At 53.2% G+C, this 15,665-nt stretch carries 15 protein-coding genes; 12 read left to right on the top strand and 3 right to left on the bottom strand.

The window, feature by feature from the left end:
- Positions 1–11: 11 nt before the first annotated feature.
- Genes rpsD through rplQ form a run of 3 tightly spaced genes read left to right on the top strand, consistent with a single transcriptional unit; the run spans position 12 to position 2,172 of the window.
- Positions 12–605, top strand: coding sequence for a 30S ribosomal protein S4 (gene rpsD / locus H8527_RS08885; protein ID WP_187547499.1), 594 nt, complete (start codon positions 12–14; stop codon positions 603–605).
- Between the two features lie 18 nt (positions 606–623).
- Complete coding sequence (locus H8527_RS08880) at positions 624–1,616, top strand: DNA-directed RNA polymerase subunit alpha (RefSeq protein WP_187547497.1); 993 nt, start codon at positions 624–626, stop codon at positions 1,614–1,616.
- 58 nt (positions 1,617–1,674) lie between these two features.
- Complete coding sequence (rplQ, locus tag H8527_RS08875; RefSeq protein ID WP_187547495.1) at positions 1,675–2,172, top strand: 50S ribosomal protein L17; 498 nt, start codon at positions 1,675–1,677, stop codon at positions 2,170–2,172.
- Between the two features lie 60 nt (positions 2,173–2,232).
- Here rplQ and H8527_RS08870 read toward each other — a convergent pair whose 3' ends face one another.
- Together H8527_RS08870 and H8527_RS08865 are read right to left on the bottom strand one after the other, a co-directional pair.
- A complete protein-coding gene (locus H8527_RS08870) occupies positions 2,233–2,952 on the bottom strand; it encodes a hypothetical protein (RefSeq protein WP_187547493.1) in 720 nt (239 codons plus the stop codon).
- Position 2,953: 1 nt separating this feature from the next.
- Positions 2,954–3,604: a leucine-rich repeat domain-containing protein gene (locus H8527_RS08865; protein WP_187547491.1), complete on the bottom strand. Its 651-nt coding sequence runs from the start codon at positions 3,602–3,604 to the stop codon at positions 2,954–2,956.
- Positions 3,605–4,988: 1,384 nt separating this feature from the next.
- On the opposite strand from H8527_RS08865, the gene H8527_RS08860 reads away from it, so the two are divergent.
- A complete protein-coding gene (locus tag H8527_RS08860; protein WP_187547489.1) occupies positions 4,989–5,654 on the top strand; it encodes a LexA family transcriptional regulator in 666 nt (221 codons plus the stop codon).
- 77 nt (positions 5,655–5,731) lie between these two features.
- Here the strand turns inward: H8527_RS08860 and H8527_RS08855 are convergent, their stop codons facing one another.
- Positions 5,732–8,887, bottom strand: a complete 3,156-nt coding sequence (locus H8527_RS08855; protein ID WP_187547487.1) for an outer membrane beta-barrel protein — start codon at positions 8,885–8,887, stop codon at positions 5,732–5,734.
- A 384-nt stretch (positions 8,888–9,271) separates the two neighbouring features.
- On the opposite strand from H8527_RS08855, the gene H8527_RS08850 reads away from it, so the two are divergent.
- The 8 genes from H8527_RS08850 to H8527_RS08815 all read left to right on the top strand — a co-directional run bounded on the left by H8527_RS08850 (position 9,272) and on the right by H8527_RS08815 (position 15,379).
- On the top strand, positions 9,272–10,099 hold the full coding sequence (locus H8527_RS08850; protein ID WP_187547485.1) for an AAA family ATPase: 828 nt from the start codon (positions 9,272–9,274) through the stop codon (positions 10,097–10,099).
- A gap of 12 nt (positions 10,100–10,111) precedes the next feature.
- Positions 10,112–11,125, top strand: a complete 1,014-nt coding sequence (locus tag H8527_RS08845; protein ID WP_187547484.1) for a DUF4435 domain-containing protein — start codon at positions 10,112–10,114, stop codon at positions 11,123–11,125.
- A gap of 9 nt (positions 11,126–11,134) precedes the next feature.
- Positions 11,135–12,595 (top strand): sodium:solute symporter, encoded by a 1,461-nt coding sequence (locus H8527_RS08840; protein WP_187547481.1) that lies wholly within the window; start codon positions 11,135–11,137, stop codon positions 12,593–12,595.
- A 76-nt stretch (positions 12,596–12,671) separates the two neighbouring features.
- The gene (gene crcB, locus H8527_RS08835) at positions 12,672–13,049 is read left to right on the top strand and encodes a fluoride efflux transporter CrcB (RefSeq protein WP_187547480.1); all 378 of its coding nucleotides are present in this window, start codon (positions 12,672–12,674) and stop codon (positions 13,047–13,049) included.
- 116 nt (positions 13,050–13,165) lie between these two features.
- Positions 13,166–14,032, top strand: coding sequence for a DNA damage-inducible protein D (gene dinD / locus H8527_RS08830; RefSeq protein ID WP_187547478.1), 867 nt, complete (start codon positions 13,166–13,168; stop codon positions 14,030–14,032).
- 91 nt (positions 14,033–14,123) lie between these two features.
- Positions 14,124–14,498, top strand: a complete 375-nt coding sequence (locus H8527_RS08825; protein WP_187547476.1) for a DUF4180 domain-containing protein — start codon at positions 14,124–14,126, stop codon at positions 14,496–14,498.
- A gap of 4 nt (positions 14,499–14,502) precedes the next feature.
- A complete protein-coding gene (locus H8527_RS08820) occupies positions 14,503–15,063 on the top strand; it encodes a GNAT family N-acetyltransferase (protein WP_187547474.1) in 561 nt (186 codons plus the stop codon).
- Positions 15,053–15,379, top strand: a complete 327-nt coding sequence (locus H8527_RS08815; protein ID WP_187547472.1) for a TfoX/Sxy family protein — start codon at positions 15,053–15,055, stop codon at positions 15,377–15,379. Before H8527_RS08820 ends, H8527_RS08815 begins: the two co-directional genes overlap by 11 nt.
- Positions 15,380–15,665 lie beyond the last annotated feature (286 nt).

Below are 15,665 nucleotides of genomic sequence, written 5' to 3'. Positions count from 1 at the left end.
GAACATTTAATATGGCAAGATATACAGGTCCTAAAGTTCGTCTTTCTCGCAAGTTCGGTGAAGACATCTTTGGCAACACCACCAAGCGCATGCAGGGACGCAACCAAAACGTGCGTCGCCGCAAGAGCTCTGAATACGGCATCATGTTGGCCGAAAAGCAGAAGGCGAAGTACACTTATGGCGTCCTCGAAAAGCAATTCCGCAATCTCTTCGACAAGGCGGCTTCCGCCAGCGGCATCACCGGTGAAATTCTGCTTCAGAGTCTTGAGTGCCGTCTCGACAACGTGGTTTATCGCCTCGGCATTGCTCCCACTCGCGCAGCTGCTCGTCAGCTGGTCAACCACAAGCACATCACCGTCGATGGTCGCGTGGTGAACATCGCCTCTTTCAGCGTGAAGCCCGGCCAAATCGTCGCCGTTCGTGAGAAATCAAAGTCGCTTGAAGTTGTCGCCGATGCACTCGCCGGCTTCAATCACTCCAAGTATCCTTGGATTGAGTGGGACGAAGCTACCAAGTCCGGTAAGCTCCTCCACAAGCCCGAACGCGCTGACATCCCTGAGAATATCAAGGAACAGCTGATTGTCGAGCTCTACTCTAAGAACTAATACATAATACGATTTTTCATGGCGATATTAGCATTCCAAAAACCCGACAAAGTGGTTATGCTCGAAAACGATGCCCAATACGGAAAGTTCGAATTCCGTCCCTTGGAGACCGGCTTCGGTACCACCGTCGGCAATGCTTTACGTCGCATCCTGCTCTCCTCGCTCGAAGGATTCGCCATCTGCGCCATCAAAATTGATGGTGTGGAACACGAATTTGCTTCGGTGCCTGGAGTGAAGGAGGACGTAACCAACATCATTCTCAAGTTGAAGCAAGTACGCTTCAAACAGTTAGTAGAAGAATTCGAGACTGAGAAAGCAAGTATCACCATCTCGAACTCCACCGAGTTCAAAGCAGGTGACATAGGCAAACAGCTCTCGGGCTTTGAAGTGCTCAATCCCGAGTTGATCATTTGCCATTTGGATTCTAAAGCCACGATGACGATCGAAGTTACGATCAACAAGGGCCGCGGATATGTTCCCGCTGATGAAAATCGCGAGTTCTGCACCGATGTCAACGTAATTCCCATCGATTCTATTTACACCCCCATCCGTAACGTCAAGTACACGGTCGAACCTTTCCGCGTAGAGCAGAAGACCGACTACGACAAACTCGTGCTTGAAGTATCGACGGACGGTTCCATTCACCCGAAGGATGCCTTGAAAGAGGCTGCAAAAATCCTCATCTATCACTTCATGCTCTTCTCCGACGAGAAGATTACCGTGGACGATGCACCAGACATCGAAAACGAAGAGTTTGATGAGGAAGTGCTTCACATGCGTCAGCTCCTCAAGACCAAGTTGGTCGACATGAACCTCTCGGTTCGCGCCCTCAACTGCTTGAAAGCTGCTGATGTCGAAACACTGGGCGACCTCGTTCAATACAACAAGAACGACCTGCTCAAATTCCGCAACTTCGGTAGGAAATCGCTCACGGAGCTTGATGATTTGCTCGAGAGTCTGAATCTGTCGTTTGGAACCGACATTTCAAAATACAAATTGGACAAGGACTAATCCCACGTTCACCAACGTGATCGATTGATCAACTATCCCATTAAAACAAAGTACAAAAATGAGACACAATAAGAAATTCAATCATCTCAGTCGTACTGCTTCTCACCGCGCTGCCATGCTCTCCAACATGGCTGTGTCGTTGATCAAGCACAAAAGAATCACTACGACTGTAGCAAAGGCAAAGGCGTTGAAGAAGTACGTTGAGCCCCTTATCACCAAGTCGAAGCAAGACACCACCAACAGCCGTCGTGTGGTCTTCTCCTACCTCAAAGATAAGTACGCTGTCACCGAACTCTTCAAGGAAGTAAGTGCGAAGGTAGCTGATCGTCCCGGTGGCTACACCCGCATCATCAAAACCGGCTTCCGCGCCCAAGACGCTGCTGCGATGTGCTTCATCGAGTTGGTTGACTACAACGAGAACATGGCCAAGACCGAAAAGAAGGTTAAGCGCACTCGTCGTTCCAAGAAGGCTGCCGAAGCTGCTCCTGCTGCCGAAGTGGCCGAAACTCCTGCTGTTGAAGCAGAAGTTGTTGCAGAAGAAAAGACTGCAGAATAATACAACACCACATACTTATGCCAATCCCCTCGCTCAACGAGCGAGGGGATTTTTTTGTGTTCAATTGATAATCTCGATGAGGGGAGAAATCAAGCGTATCGTGCCTTTGCGCCATTCCTTTTCCGAGGCCTCGCGTGGCGCTAATCGAAGGGGCAGATGCTCCCCCTTTGTGCCGTTCCGAACAAACCGAGTGCGGCGCAAACTTGTGCCGATGTCGCGATACCAAGGGAAGACAAGGTGCGAGCAGCGAGGATTGTGCGAGAGGTCTACCCGGAGAGGCGGATGACAATGATATTCCGTCGGGGGACAATAGCACTGCAAGTCATTGTGCGAGAGGTCGAGGAGTGCCCAGTCCGAACCAGCATTGGTCAGGAATATGGTGATGCGATTGTGCGACAGATTGATACTCCGCAGTTGCTGGTGTATCGAAGCGTCCCAATAGTCTATGCGTCCTTTTAGGCGATTGTAGGACAAATCTATGCTGTGCAACCCATTGGGCAACCGATGCACATTGATAGAGTCTATCAAGTTGTGAGCAAGGTTGATGTGCTTGATGAAATACATGCTCAAACTGGGGATTTCGCGCAGTCCATCGTTGCTCAAATCGAGCGTGTCGATGTGCGTCCCCCAAGGCAGACGGCGCAGCCGTAAAAGTTTCGGATGTGCAGCTCCGGGTGCGTCATCCTGGGCTGTCTTGTCTGCTGCCGCTGCATCTTTTTGCCGCTGAGGACTGCAACCGAGGCAGAGCATACAGCCCAACAAGAGAAGTATCCGTTTCATCTCATTTATGATTGACCAAGGGGGGATTAAACAAGAGGGTATCGACATACTCTTGATAATAGTCGGGAATCCAATTTAGAGGATTGTCGCGAAGATTGAGCTTATGGAGATGCACTTTCCAAGGCGGGTAGGCCCAGCTGTTGAGTTCCATCGGGAAATTTATTTTATTGTGTGAAAGATTGACCTCCTTAAGGTTTCTACAAGTAAGCTGCAGCCCTTCTAATCGATTGTAGGAGGCATCGAGACGTTTTAACTGAGGGGCATAGTCCATAGGGATAAAAAGCTGCTGGAGCTTGTTGTGTGAGATGTCGAGTGTCTCTATGCCCTCGGGCAGGCAGGGAGCCATCTGTTGCTCCTTTTTCTTATGATAGCCGCTCTCGTTTATGCGCTCAATATCGTTGTGGGAGATATTGAGGTGCTTAATCTTGTACATCGAGAGATTGGGAAATTCAGTGAGTCCATCGTTTGAGAGGTCGTAGTAGTCCAGTTCTGTCTGAAAGGGCAGTTGGTACAACACACGCAGTTTCTCCCCCTTCATGGCGGGAGGAGCACTGCTGTTCAAACCCAGGGAAAGGCTCAAACAAATGAAGAGAAAGAGAGCAATCGTGTGGTGCATAGCGTAGAAGATATAAATCGGGACAAAGATAAACATTAAAAACCGATTTGTGGGCACCGACCGGTACGTTTTAACTTAATTCCAATCGGTCATTAGAGCATTTTTGGTCATTTTGCCCACCCAAAAGGAGAGGGCGTTTCTTTGAGACTTTTCCACGCGATGGCAGAGTTCAAATTTCGCTCCACTCATTTACTCTGCTCGTTTGCCTTAAGGAAAAGTGCCCCTACCTTCGGGATGAGACGCTTTGTCAAACACAATTCCGCCTAATGACCGATTGAGGATTATGTTTCGTCGACATCGTCCCTCTGTGTCGTAAGGGTATGTTGTCCCTGAACCGCGTGTGGGCAGCAGCGTCCCCGGAGGGGGCGAATCTGAATAGCCGTAGGCGAGGAGGGCTTGCCCGACGAACCTACGGACCACCCAACACCGAAAGGAACGCCCCCGAAGGGGACTCCTATCGGTAGAAACACAACTGCCGGTTTTGGTCAACCGATATTCGCCCTCTTCGAGGACGCACGGCCCTGCACGATTGTGTTCCGTAGGTTCGTCGTCCTTCGTCCTCCTCACACTACGGCTATTGGTAGAAGCCCCCTTCGGGGACCCCGTGCGGCGTATGGGCGCTGGTTTCGACGGCATCGTCCCTCTGTGTTGTATGGGCACTTTGCCAAACACAATTCCGTCTAATGACCGATTGGGGATTAACATTGGTTTGTGCGAGGTACCGAAAAAGATGGCGTGGAAAAGCCGTAGTTTTTGCTATCGGCTTTCCTCTGTTTATATATAGACATCTCGACTTTGATTTCAGCCACTCATCCCCGGATTTAACTTGAATTTAACACTTGCGCATCTTCCCGGCAAGAATGTCGATTTAACTCAGAGGCAGTTTGATTTATCTCAGAGCGGCGCAAAACTACCTCTGATGAAAAATCTTTTGCTTCCTTCGCGCCTTTCGCACGCGCCCACGCGCGCGTTACACTACACGATAAGGGCGTTTTTTGCCTTCACTGCCTTCACCGCGTTGGATAAAGTGCTGGATAGGCACTGCTTATGGTGAAGCTTTGCCTTCACTTTGCCTTCACCTGCAATCCCAAGGAAATCAGACGTTTACCCCTATGGGTGAAGGATTGAAGGCAAAAAACACAGCCTATTGTAGGGTATACGCGCGCGAGGAAGAGGAAGAACATCCCACAAGGCATGAGAAGAGGAGAAGAAATGAAAGCCGCAAAAGGTGATGGTGAATGACTCTACCATTTTGTACAAGGATGCAATTGTTTGAGATGAAAGCCACGATGAAAGTTTTGAATAGTCGAACTAAATTCGTAATTTTGCGGTGAAATCGTGTCGGAGGTAGGCGTAAATCGCAAAGAACGGCCGAGATGCGATTTCAGAATTTCTGACCACTACATTATCTCGCAAGAAAATGATCGCTCGACTACAACTTCTGATAGACCGTTTTGCCAAGGGCAAGAACACGCAGTTTGCCCACATCGTGGAGACGAGCGAGGCCCGCATCCGCAGCTATCTGACGGGGGCGGTGATGCCGAAGTATGACTTTCTGAAAGCCCTGCGCGAGCGGCTCGGCGTTTCGGTGGACTGGTTCATCTCGGGCGATGGGCCGATGCTGGTGAGCGAAATCGAAGAAGCGCGCCAAGCCGAAGAGGAGCGCAAGGCAGCCAAGGCGAAGAAAAGCTGTCCCGAGGGGTTGCCGGTGTACGAATGCGACTTCACCTGCGGATTTTGGGAAACGGAGAACGACCAGACGCTGCAACCGAGCTACTACATCGACACGCCGCTGAACCGCTCGGCCGACCTCTGGTGTTCGGTGCAGGGGAAGAGCATGGTGCCCGACATCGAGCCGGGCGACAAAGTGGCTTTGCGCGCCTGCACGCTCGACAACCTCGAACCGGGGCACATCTACGCTGTGGTGCTGGACGACCTGCGGACGGTGAAGAAGTTGCGGCGCGTGCCCGACGACCCGACGATGCTGGAGTTTGTGGCGAGCAACCCCGAGTTTGGCGTGGAGCGCTATCCCATCAGCCGCATTCTGCAACTCTACCGCGTGGTGGGAAAGTTGCATAGTTTTTAGACAAAGGCTTTCAGAAAGAAAAGCGATGCCCGACACAACGAAAGTGTCGGGCATCGCTTTTTGTGTAGAGTATGGGCTTAGAAATGGCCGGGGCCGCCGAAACCGCGGTGGCCACCGCCGGGAGGAGGCATCATCGGGCCGCGAGGGTCGGGGCCGGGGCGGTTGCCCGGGTTTTCGGTCTTGGCGTTGCCGCCGAAGATGTTGAGCTTGTAGATGACGTGGAGCATGACATAGGCGGTGAGAGAGTTGCTCCACGTGTCGGCGCGCATCATGGCGTTGACCGTGCGGGAGATGTTGCTTTGCTGCGAGAGGATGTCGTAGAAGCGGAGGCTGAGCGTGAGGGATCGGTCGCGGAGGAAGGATTGCGAGAGTTGGGCGTTCCAGAGCAGTTCGTTGGTGTTCATCGAAGAGGCCGAGAAACCGCGGCGCGACTGCATGCGGATGTCGGTGGAGAGGCTCAGACCGAAAGGCAGGTTGAGGTTGGCCGTGGCCCCATAGGCGAAGCTCCACGTGTCGAGATTGGTGCCCGCTTGGAGGGAGGCGCGCGAGTGCTGATAGTTCACACGGCCGTTGAGGGCCACGTCCCAAAGCGAACGGCGGTAGGCCAGGTCGATGTTTTCGCCCAAGGTGAGGACGCGGCTGACACTCTTTTCGGCCGCCACGGAGGCGAAGAGCGCGTTGAGCTGTTCGAGGGTGGGAATGCCGCTGAAGGCTGTGGACGACGAGGAGGAGACGAAGCCCACGCTGCGGGTGAAGGCCGCGTTGGTCGAGGTGGCGAGGGTGAAGACCTTCTGCTTGTCGAGCGGTGTGTTGAAGGTCAGGCCGGCGGCCGCATTCCAGTTGCCCGAGAGGTTTTCGGGTCGGGTGAAGCGTCGGCCGGTGGCGGCATCGTAGACCATGAGCGTGGAGACGGCGTTGCGTGTGTGGTTGAAGTTGGCGTAGGCCATCGTACCCTGTTGCCACTCGGCGTTGTAGGCGTTGTAGAAAGCGTGGAGCTTGTCGTTCCACGCGGGTTTAAGACCGGGATTGCCGCCGGCGATGTTGAGCGGGTCGGAACTGTCGACCACGTTGAGCAGCTGCGTCATGGAGGGCTGCGACGAACTGCCGCGATAGAAGATGTCGAGGCGGTCGGTCTTGGAGATGTTGTAGCGGAAGCGCACCTGCGGGGAGAGGTTGAAGACGTTGCGCACGGTGTCCATCCGGCCCACGATGGGGCGCTCGTAGTCCAAGCGGGTGCGTTCGGGGGTGAAACTGATGCCGGCGCTCAGGTTGATTTTCTCCGTGTTGAAGCGCAGTCGCAGTTGGGCGTTGTGGGTGTTGTAGTGGTAGGTGGCGTACTGTGAGTTTTGCGCATCGCGCACTGCCGCCTGCACATCCGTGGCGTTAAGGGTGCTGAGCAGCTGTGCCGCATCCATCCAAGGTGTCAGTTTGTCGGCGCCGGGGAGGTAAACATTGTTCACCACGCCGTAGGCCGGATGAGCCGCCATGAAGGCCGCGAGGGTGGGGTAGGCTTGCAGGTCGTGGAGGTTGTAGAGCGAGCGGTTGCCATCCGTAAACTTGTGTTCGAAATGATAGCGCACCTCACCGTAGAGTTTGCCGAAGAGGGGTTCGACGTAGCCTGCGCCCAGGCGGTAGCTCCACGTCTTGGAGTCGTTGTCGGCAAACTGGTGCGTGCCGTTGTCGGTGAGTAGGGCGGGCGAAGTGCCGGCAGGCGTGGTGCGGGCATAGATGTCGGCCTTGGAGTAGGAGAAAGACGTGCTGTTGGAGTAGCTGCCTTCGGCTTGGAGCGAGATGTTGCGCCCCTTGCGTCCGCCGAGACGGCGTGTCATTTCGAGATGGCCGTCGGCCGAAGTCGATGTGCTCCGTCCGCGCTGGTCGCGCCGGGTGAGGTTGGCCAGAAAGTCGTCCGTGGTGGTCACTACCCCACCGGCAGGCGTGTTGCGGAAGGCGCGTTTGAGCACCTCGTCCGTCGTGTCCACATCGTAGCGCTCAAAGGGATCGGCATCGAAAGTCGCCGTGCGCGAACTGCCGGTCGTGTTCGTCCGGCTCCACGTGAAATGCGGGCGGAAGGAGAGCGAGGTGAGCGAGTCGGGGCTCCACTGGAGGTTGAAGCGTGAGAAGATGCGCTGATTGAGATTGGTGTTCCAAGCGTGGGTGTTGGCAAAACTGCTCTTTCCCGTGCCCGAGTTGAGGAACGTCTCCGAAGCGGTGGTGCTTTCGGTGGCGTTGTCCGAACGGAAATAGAGCACGCTGCCGCCCGCCTCAAAGTATTGCGGCGAGAAGCGCTTCTTGTTGTTGCTCCACGAGAAGTCGGTGCCCACCATCGAGGAGGTGGTGAGTCCCGTGTTGTTGTTAAATCCGCGCGGCCCGCCAAATCCGCGGTCGCCCACGTTGTTGTGGTTGGCAAAGACGGTGTAGCGTGTGCGGTCGGTGAAGCGCGTGGCAAAGAGGCGTCCGGCGTAAAGCCCCCGGTCGGCGTAGTCCCATCCGCCGCCGAGGTCGATGTTGGAGATGAAACTCTGGTTGAGCTCCCGCTTGGTGGAGATGTCGAGCACGAATGTCTCTTCGCCGTCGTCGATGCCCGTCTGCTCGGCATAGTCGCTCTTCTTGTCGTACGTCTTGAGCTTGGAGATGATGTCGGTGGGGAGATTTTTCATCGCTACCTTCGTGTCGCCTTTGAAGAAGTCCTTGCCGTTGATGAGAAACTCTTTCACCGTCTTCCCATTGATTTTGATGGTGCCGTCGTCGGCAATTTCCGCTCCCGGCAGTTGCTTGACGAGCGCTTCGAGGGTACTGCCCTCGGCTGTGCGGAAGGCGCCGGCGTTGAACACCGTGGTATCCTCCTTCTGCTCCACGCGTGCCAGCACGGCTTTGACCACGGCAGCACGTAGGGCAATGTCTTCGCCCTTGAGCTCGAGCGTACCCAAGTGCAGACTATCGGGGTCGGTGGGAAGATCGATGGCTTTCACGATGCTCGGCAGACCGATATAGCTCACTTTGAGGGCAAACCGCCCGCTTTGTGGGACGGTGAGGGCAAATCGGCCCAGCGAGTCGGTCACCGCTCCTGCCGCCAGCGTACTGTCGGGCAGTTGGAGCAAACGCACGGTGGCCATCTCGATGGGGCGTGCCTCTCGGGCGCTCACCACGGTGCCGTCCACGTGGGTGGTGCGCTGTGCTGCGAGGGCGAGGGTGACGAGCAGGAAGGCGAAAGTCAAGAATTTACGTTTTGTCATGAGTCTGTGTTGTTGTGTTGTGAGGTCTTGTGTTGTATAGGAGGAGCGTCGCCGCGGGGAGTGAGGTGGTGGAGTTTTCTACATGATGAAAATGAGTTTTCACCGTGTAGAAAACAATCTTTCAACACGTTGAAAATGTCTTTTCACCGTGTTGAAAACTCCACTGCGTCCCATCTGCACCGTCGGCATCCACGGAGTGAGACCGCCGGAAGCCTTGCTGTGGCGAGAGGGGAGGATTGCAAATGTACGCAATTTCGACCATTTATTCCCGAAACCGCCACGCGAAGCGCTGCAAAAGTCGATGAAACCACTTTTTTTGAAGACGAAACCGCCGCTGTCTCTCCTTTTTTGTCTAACTTTGTGGCAATCAAATCCTCTTGCGCTATGCCTAAATATGCCAACTACATTGCCAAAATCGAAATCAAGAGTCTGTGGAGCGGCCACAAGCACATCGTGTGGACCCTCTCGCCGAGTGTCAATGTGCTCAGTGGGAAGAACGGCGCAGGCAAAAGCACCATCTTAGCCCGACTTGTGCAGCACATCAGTGGATTAGCCCCCAGTGGTGCCATTCGTGGCGGAACGCATTTGGGTGTGGAGGTCGACTTCTCGCCTTCCGATGCCGATTGCATCCGCTACGACATCATCCGCTCCTTCGACCGGCAGCTGGTAGCGGCCGACCACATCTCCACCCTTTCCGATGGGCGCATTTCGACCGAACTCGATTGGCAGCTCTATCAGCTCCAGCGCCGTTACCTTGACTATCAGGTCAATGTGGGCAACCGCATGATTGCCCTCCTCACCAGCGGACACCCTGAAGCCCGAGAGAGAGCGGCGGAGGCTTCGGCGGCCAAACAGCAGTTTCTCGATTTGGTTGATGACCTTTTTTCTGAAACCGGAAAGCGCATCGACCGCGAGAGTAACGAGCTGCGGTTTTACCAGTATGACGAGGTGATTTCGCCCTACATCCTTTCGTCCGGCGAAAAACAAATGCTCATCATCCTCCTCACCACCCTCACCCAAGACCGCCAACCTTACGTTCTCTTCATGGACGAACCCGAGGTGAGCCTGCATTTCGACTGGCAGAAACGACTCATCTCGATGGTGCGCATGCTCAACCCTAATGCGCAAATTATTCTTACCACGCATTCGCCGGCTGTGATTATGGACGGGTGGGAAGATACCGTCACCGAGGTTTCCGACATCACTGTCTAAATGCTTCGCCCCATGTCTCGCTCATCGTCCCACCTCACTACCCACCTCAATTCGGCCTATATCTCTGCTGCCAACCGTTTGCAGAGCCGAGCGTCGCGCCATAAAATTGTGGTCTATGTCGAGAGCTACGACGACATTTTCTTTTGGAACGACCTCCTCACACTGATTGAAGACGACCGCGTTGAATTTGAGGTGATGCTCCCCTCTCGCACCTCCTTGGGGCGCGGCAAGAAAATCGCGCTTTCCAATCGGCTCGGCCCTCACATGATAGCCTGTGTCGATGCCGACTACGACTACCTCATGCAGGGAGCCACACCCACCAGCACCTTGCTCTGCACCTCTCCTTTCGTGCTCCACACTCATGTCTATTCCATCGAGAATTTCCAGTGCTACGCCGCTACGCTCCACAACGTCTGCGTGATGGCCACGCTCAACGATCGGCATCTTTTCGATTTTGAAAGTTTTATGACGAGATTCTCCGAAATCGTTTTCCCTCTCTTGGTGTGGAATGTGTGGTGCTATAAGTATGGCGTGTTCAGCCAATTCTCTCTTTCCGACTTTGCCGCGGTGGTCGAATTGCGCCGCATCAATTTTCATCATCCGGAGGAGACGCTTGAGCAACTACGCCATCGTGTCAATAAGAAAATCAACTGGCTGCAACATCGCTTTCCACAAGGACGAATGACCTACAAACCGCTGCGTGAGCAAATCGTTGCCCTCGGTGTAACACCTGCTACGGCCTATCTCTATATGCGTGGGCACGACTTGGTAGATGTGGTGGTCGGCCCGCTCCTTAGCGGAGTGTGCGATGCCCTGCGGCGCGATCGTGAGCGCGACATCACCCGTTTGGCCTGCCACAACGTGCAGAAGCAAAACGAATTGGCCTCCTATCGCCACGCCATTGCACCTTATGACGAAATGCTGCGTAAGCACACCGCCTATCACACCGCGCCGGAGTTTGAACACCTGCTCCAACTGGCACGCGACATTGCTCGACAAGCCCTCCGTCAGGCACACCCTAACTAAACCGCCCCTATGCCTCTCTTTTCCATTATTGTCCTTTCTACGCTCGTTCTTTATTTTCTCCTTTTGATGGGCGTGTCCCGATGGGGCACACGCCGCACCGATGCCACTTCCAACGAAGCCTTTTTCCGTGCCCACCGCCGTGCCCCGTGGCCGCTCGTAGCTGTGGGGATGATTGCCGGCAGCATCTCAGGCGTTACGCTCATCAGTGTGCCGGGATGGGTGGCCGGCATCGGTATGACCTATCTGCAAATGTGTATGGGTTACATTTTGGGCTATGTGGCCGTGGCCTTTCTCCTTCTTCCGCTCTACTATCGTCTGAATCTCACCAGCATCTATGCCTATCTCGGGCAACGCTTCGGACTCACTGCCCACCGCACTGGTGCCCTCTTTTTTCTTCTGAGCAAACTCACGGGCGCAGCGGCACGTCTTTATTTGGCCACCCTCGTGCTGCACACCTTTGTGGCGGCTCCGCTCGGCATTCCTCTCCCGCTCACCACAGCCGTCTGTCTTCTGCTGATATGGGCATACACCCGGCGTTCGGGACAAGCCGGACTGCTCTACACCGATGTGTTCCAAACCCTCATGCTCCTTCTTGCTCTGGTCGGTATCACTGCCGCCACACTCCACGCTCTCCGGATTTCTCCTGTCGAAGCGTGGCGCATCATTGCCGACAGCCCTATGAGCCGCGTTTTTGAATGGGACGCAGGCAGCACACAATCCTTTTGGCGGCAATTCGTCAGCGGAATCTTTATCGTTATTGTGATGACGGGGCTGGATCAGGATATGATGCAGAAAAATCTCACCTGCCGCGATCTTCCTTCTGCTCAAAAGGATATGTGCCTCTACGGCCTTACCTTTCTTCCCATCAATGCCCTCTTGCTCGCTCTCGGCGTCTTGTTCTATCATCTCGCTGCGCTCCACGGCATTTCCCTGCCTGCCAAGGCCGACCAACTACTCCCCACGCTCATTGTCAGCGGCCAACTTGGGATGTGGGTCATCGTTCCGTTCAGCATCGGCATCGTGGCCGCAGCCTTTTCAGCTGCCGATGGTGCCCTCACCGCCCTTACCACCAGCGTCTGCATCGACTTCTTCCGCCGTCCTGACGATCAGCGTTTGCGTCGGCGTGTCCATTTTGTCATCGCCCTGCTTTGTTACCTCTGCCTCTTGCTCTTCCACGCCGTCGGACGGGGCAGCATCATCAACACCATCTTTGTGCTGGCCTCCTATACCTACGGCCCGCTCCTCGGCCTTTTCTTCTATGGGCTTTACACCCGCCGCCAGGTGTGCGACCGTTGGGTGCCCCTTGTGGCTGTGCTTGCACCCACGCTCTGTCTCGCCCTCGACCACTATGCCCCTCTTTGGTGGAACTATACTTTTGGCTACGAACTTCTTCTTCTGAATGGGGCGCTTACGGCTTTCGGCCTTTGGCTGTTGCGGAAGCCGAAAGTGACCGCGCTCGCTGTGAGATGATAAGTAGGTGTTCAAAATAGAGAATATTCTACAATTAAGATAGCAACCTCCCCAAACTTGAAACCCATCTTTCATCATGATACGTAACCTTCTTTTAGTAGCCCTTGGCGGTGGTTTGGGTAGCGCAGTGCGCTACCTCATCGCTCGCATCTGGCCGTTGGCACTTACGGGCAGTTTTCCTCTTCCCACGCTTTTGGCCAATGTCGTGGGGTGCTTGCTCATCGGGTTTCTCACCACATGGCTCGGAAAGGCACTGGGCGGTAGCGAGTCGCTGCATCTCCTGCTGGCGGTGGGCTTCTGCGGCGGACTTACTACATTTAGTACCTTCATCAACGAAAGCGCAACGCTGCTGCACCTCGGCAATCTGCTGCTTTGCGCGCTCTATTTAGGGCTGAGTGTTGCTTTGGGTTTCGTGGCGCTCTTCGTCGGGATTGAGTGCGCAAAAATAATCTGAGAACCACAAAATATGAAAGAAAAGTCAATCATCTCCCATCAAATCGGCGGACAAACATTCTTTGAAATCAACTCGGAGAATCAAGTCACCCTTTATTCTTAATTTGGCAAAAGATAATGGACAAAAATAGCATATTACAATACAAATCATCGTTCGACAGTATCGTCCGATATATTGAAAGCGATGATGCAGAAGAACAAGTAGAAGTGTGGTTTGCACGCGAACTGCAAACGATATTAGGCTATGCGCGCTGGGAAAACTTTCTCGTTGCCATACACCGTGCAGTAGATTCGTGTAAAACGCAGAATATCAATGTCGAGGATCATTTTCGTGAGGTCACGAAAATGATAGAAATAGGCAAAGGTGGAAAACGAGAAGTCGCGGATTTTATGCTTACCCGCTATGCCTGCTATCTTATCGCTCAAAACGGCGACCCAAAGAAAGAAGAAATAGCCTTCGCTCAAAGCTACTTTGCCGTACAAACACGAAAAGCTGAATTGATAGAAGAGCGACTAAACCTACTATCTCGCTTGGAAACCCGCGACAAACTAAGAGCCGCAGAAAAACAATTGTCGCAGAACATATATCAGCGAGGCGTTGATGACAAAGGCTTCGGGCGCATACGCTCCAAAGGCGACACGGCACTTTTCGGAGGACACACCACCGAAGATATGAAAAACCGACTGGGCGTGAAGCCTAACAGACCGTTGGCAGACTTTCTGCCCACCCTTACCATAGCCGCCAAGAACCTTGCCACGGAAATGACCAACTACAATGTAGAAAACAAAGACCTGCACGGAGAACAGCCCATTACGCACGAACACATCCAAAACAACCAAAGTGTGCGTGATATGTTGGGACAGCGTGGCATCAAGCCTGAAGAGCTTCCACCGGCAGAAGATATTAAGAAATTGGAACGCAAGGTGGCGCGAGACGAGAAAAAGATGGAACAAGCTTCGCAAAAACTTCCGAAGAATAAGTAAAAGGTTAAGTAGGTGAGTACCAGTGTTAAGAATGACGAGTTATCTCACTTGTCGCTGTAAAATAATTAGATGTTCACAAAAACAACAAAACATGAAAGAAAAGTCTGTCATCTCTCATCAAATCGGCGGACAAACATTCCTTGAAATCAACTCGGAAGGTCAATTCGTCAACAATGTGCAAGATGCCCTAGACCTGTTCGGTGAACTCTTTGGGCGATATTACGATGGAATTATCCTCCATGAAGGGAGTTTCACCCCTCGCTTCTTCGACTTGAAAACCAAGTTTGCAGGCGAAATCCTTCAAAAATTTTCTAACTATCGCGTCCGTCTCGCTATTGTCGGTGATTGGTTGAAATATACCAGCCATAGTTTCGCCGCTTTCATCGTCGAAAGTAACAGAGGACGCATGGTAAACTTCACCACCTCGACCGAAGAGGCCGTTTCATTATTATCAAGATACAAGTAAAACTATGGAAAGAAAGACCTTCGAAACTGAGCGCCTCTTGCTACGCCCCTGGCAGGAAAGCGATGCCGAAGCGCTGTACAAGTATGCCGCCAATCCCAACGTCGGGCCGATTGCAGGCTGGCCGCCACACACAAGCGTTGAAAACAGCCGAGAAATAATCAAAACCGTCCTCTCGGGCGAAGAATCCTACGCTGTTGTATTGAAAGAAACCAGTGAACCCATTGGCAGCATTGGAATAATGACCGCAAGAAGCGAAATTCACACTGTGAAGATTTCAGACACTGAATGCGAGATTGGTTATTGGATTGGTGAACCCTACTGGGGACAAGGATTGATTCCCGAAGCCATACGCGAAATACTTCGTCACGCCTTCGAGGATTTGCATCTTTCTTCCGTTTGGTGCGGTTATTACGACGGCAATGAAAAATCGCGTCGTGCACAAGAGAAATGCGGATTCATTTACAGTCATACAGAAGACAATAAACCTGTTCTATTGTTGAACGAGGTTCGCACGGAGCATTTTACCAAAATTACTTTCAACGATTGGAAAAACCATGGCTTGTAACCCCGATTTTGTACAATACGTAGCCGATCAATGTGCCGGTGCCGGCGAAATCGCTACCAAAAAGATGTTTGGCGGCTACTGCATTTATTGCAATGGCAAGATCTTTGGGCTCATTTGCAACGATGGGCTGTATATAAAACCCACTGAACCCGGCCGCGCCTTGCTACGCACAGAGGAGATGCGGCCACCCTATCCCGATGCAAAAGATTATTTTTATATCGCCGATGTTGAAGACCGCGACTACCTCGCCGCGCTTGTTCGAGCCACCTGTCGGGCCCTCCCCGAACCGAAGCCCAAGAAAAGAAAGGTGAAGTGAGGAGCTGTACCCTTTTTTCCCGCCCCCGCTTCCTCTCTATTCTTTCCTTTCGCCTCCTTCGCGCGCACGCGCGTATACACTATAATATTGTGTGCAAATTGCCTTCACTCCTTCACCGATGGGGGAGAGGGGTTGAAAATCAGGGGAATAGGGGTGAAGGCAAGGTGAAGGGAAAGAGTGAAGATATAGAGGTGAAAAGCAAAGGTTGTAAAGGCGAATCAGGTTGTTGTGAGGTGTTTTTCTGTGGGTGGTGAAGGCAGTGAAGGCAAAAAACGTGGGATTATAG

It is taken from the genome of Alloprevotella sp. Lung230 (assembly GCF_014385435.1).
Classification (GTDB): Bacteria; Bacteroidota; Bacteroidia; order Bacteroidales; family Bacteroidaceae; genus Alloprevotella.
Note: the sequence above shows the minus strand (reverse complement) of the source record. Positions and strands in the feature narration are given on the sequence as shown.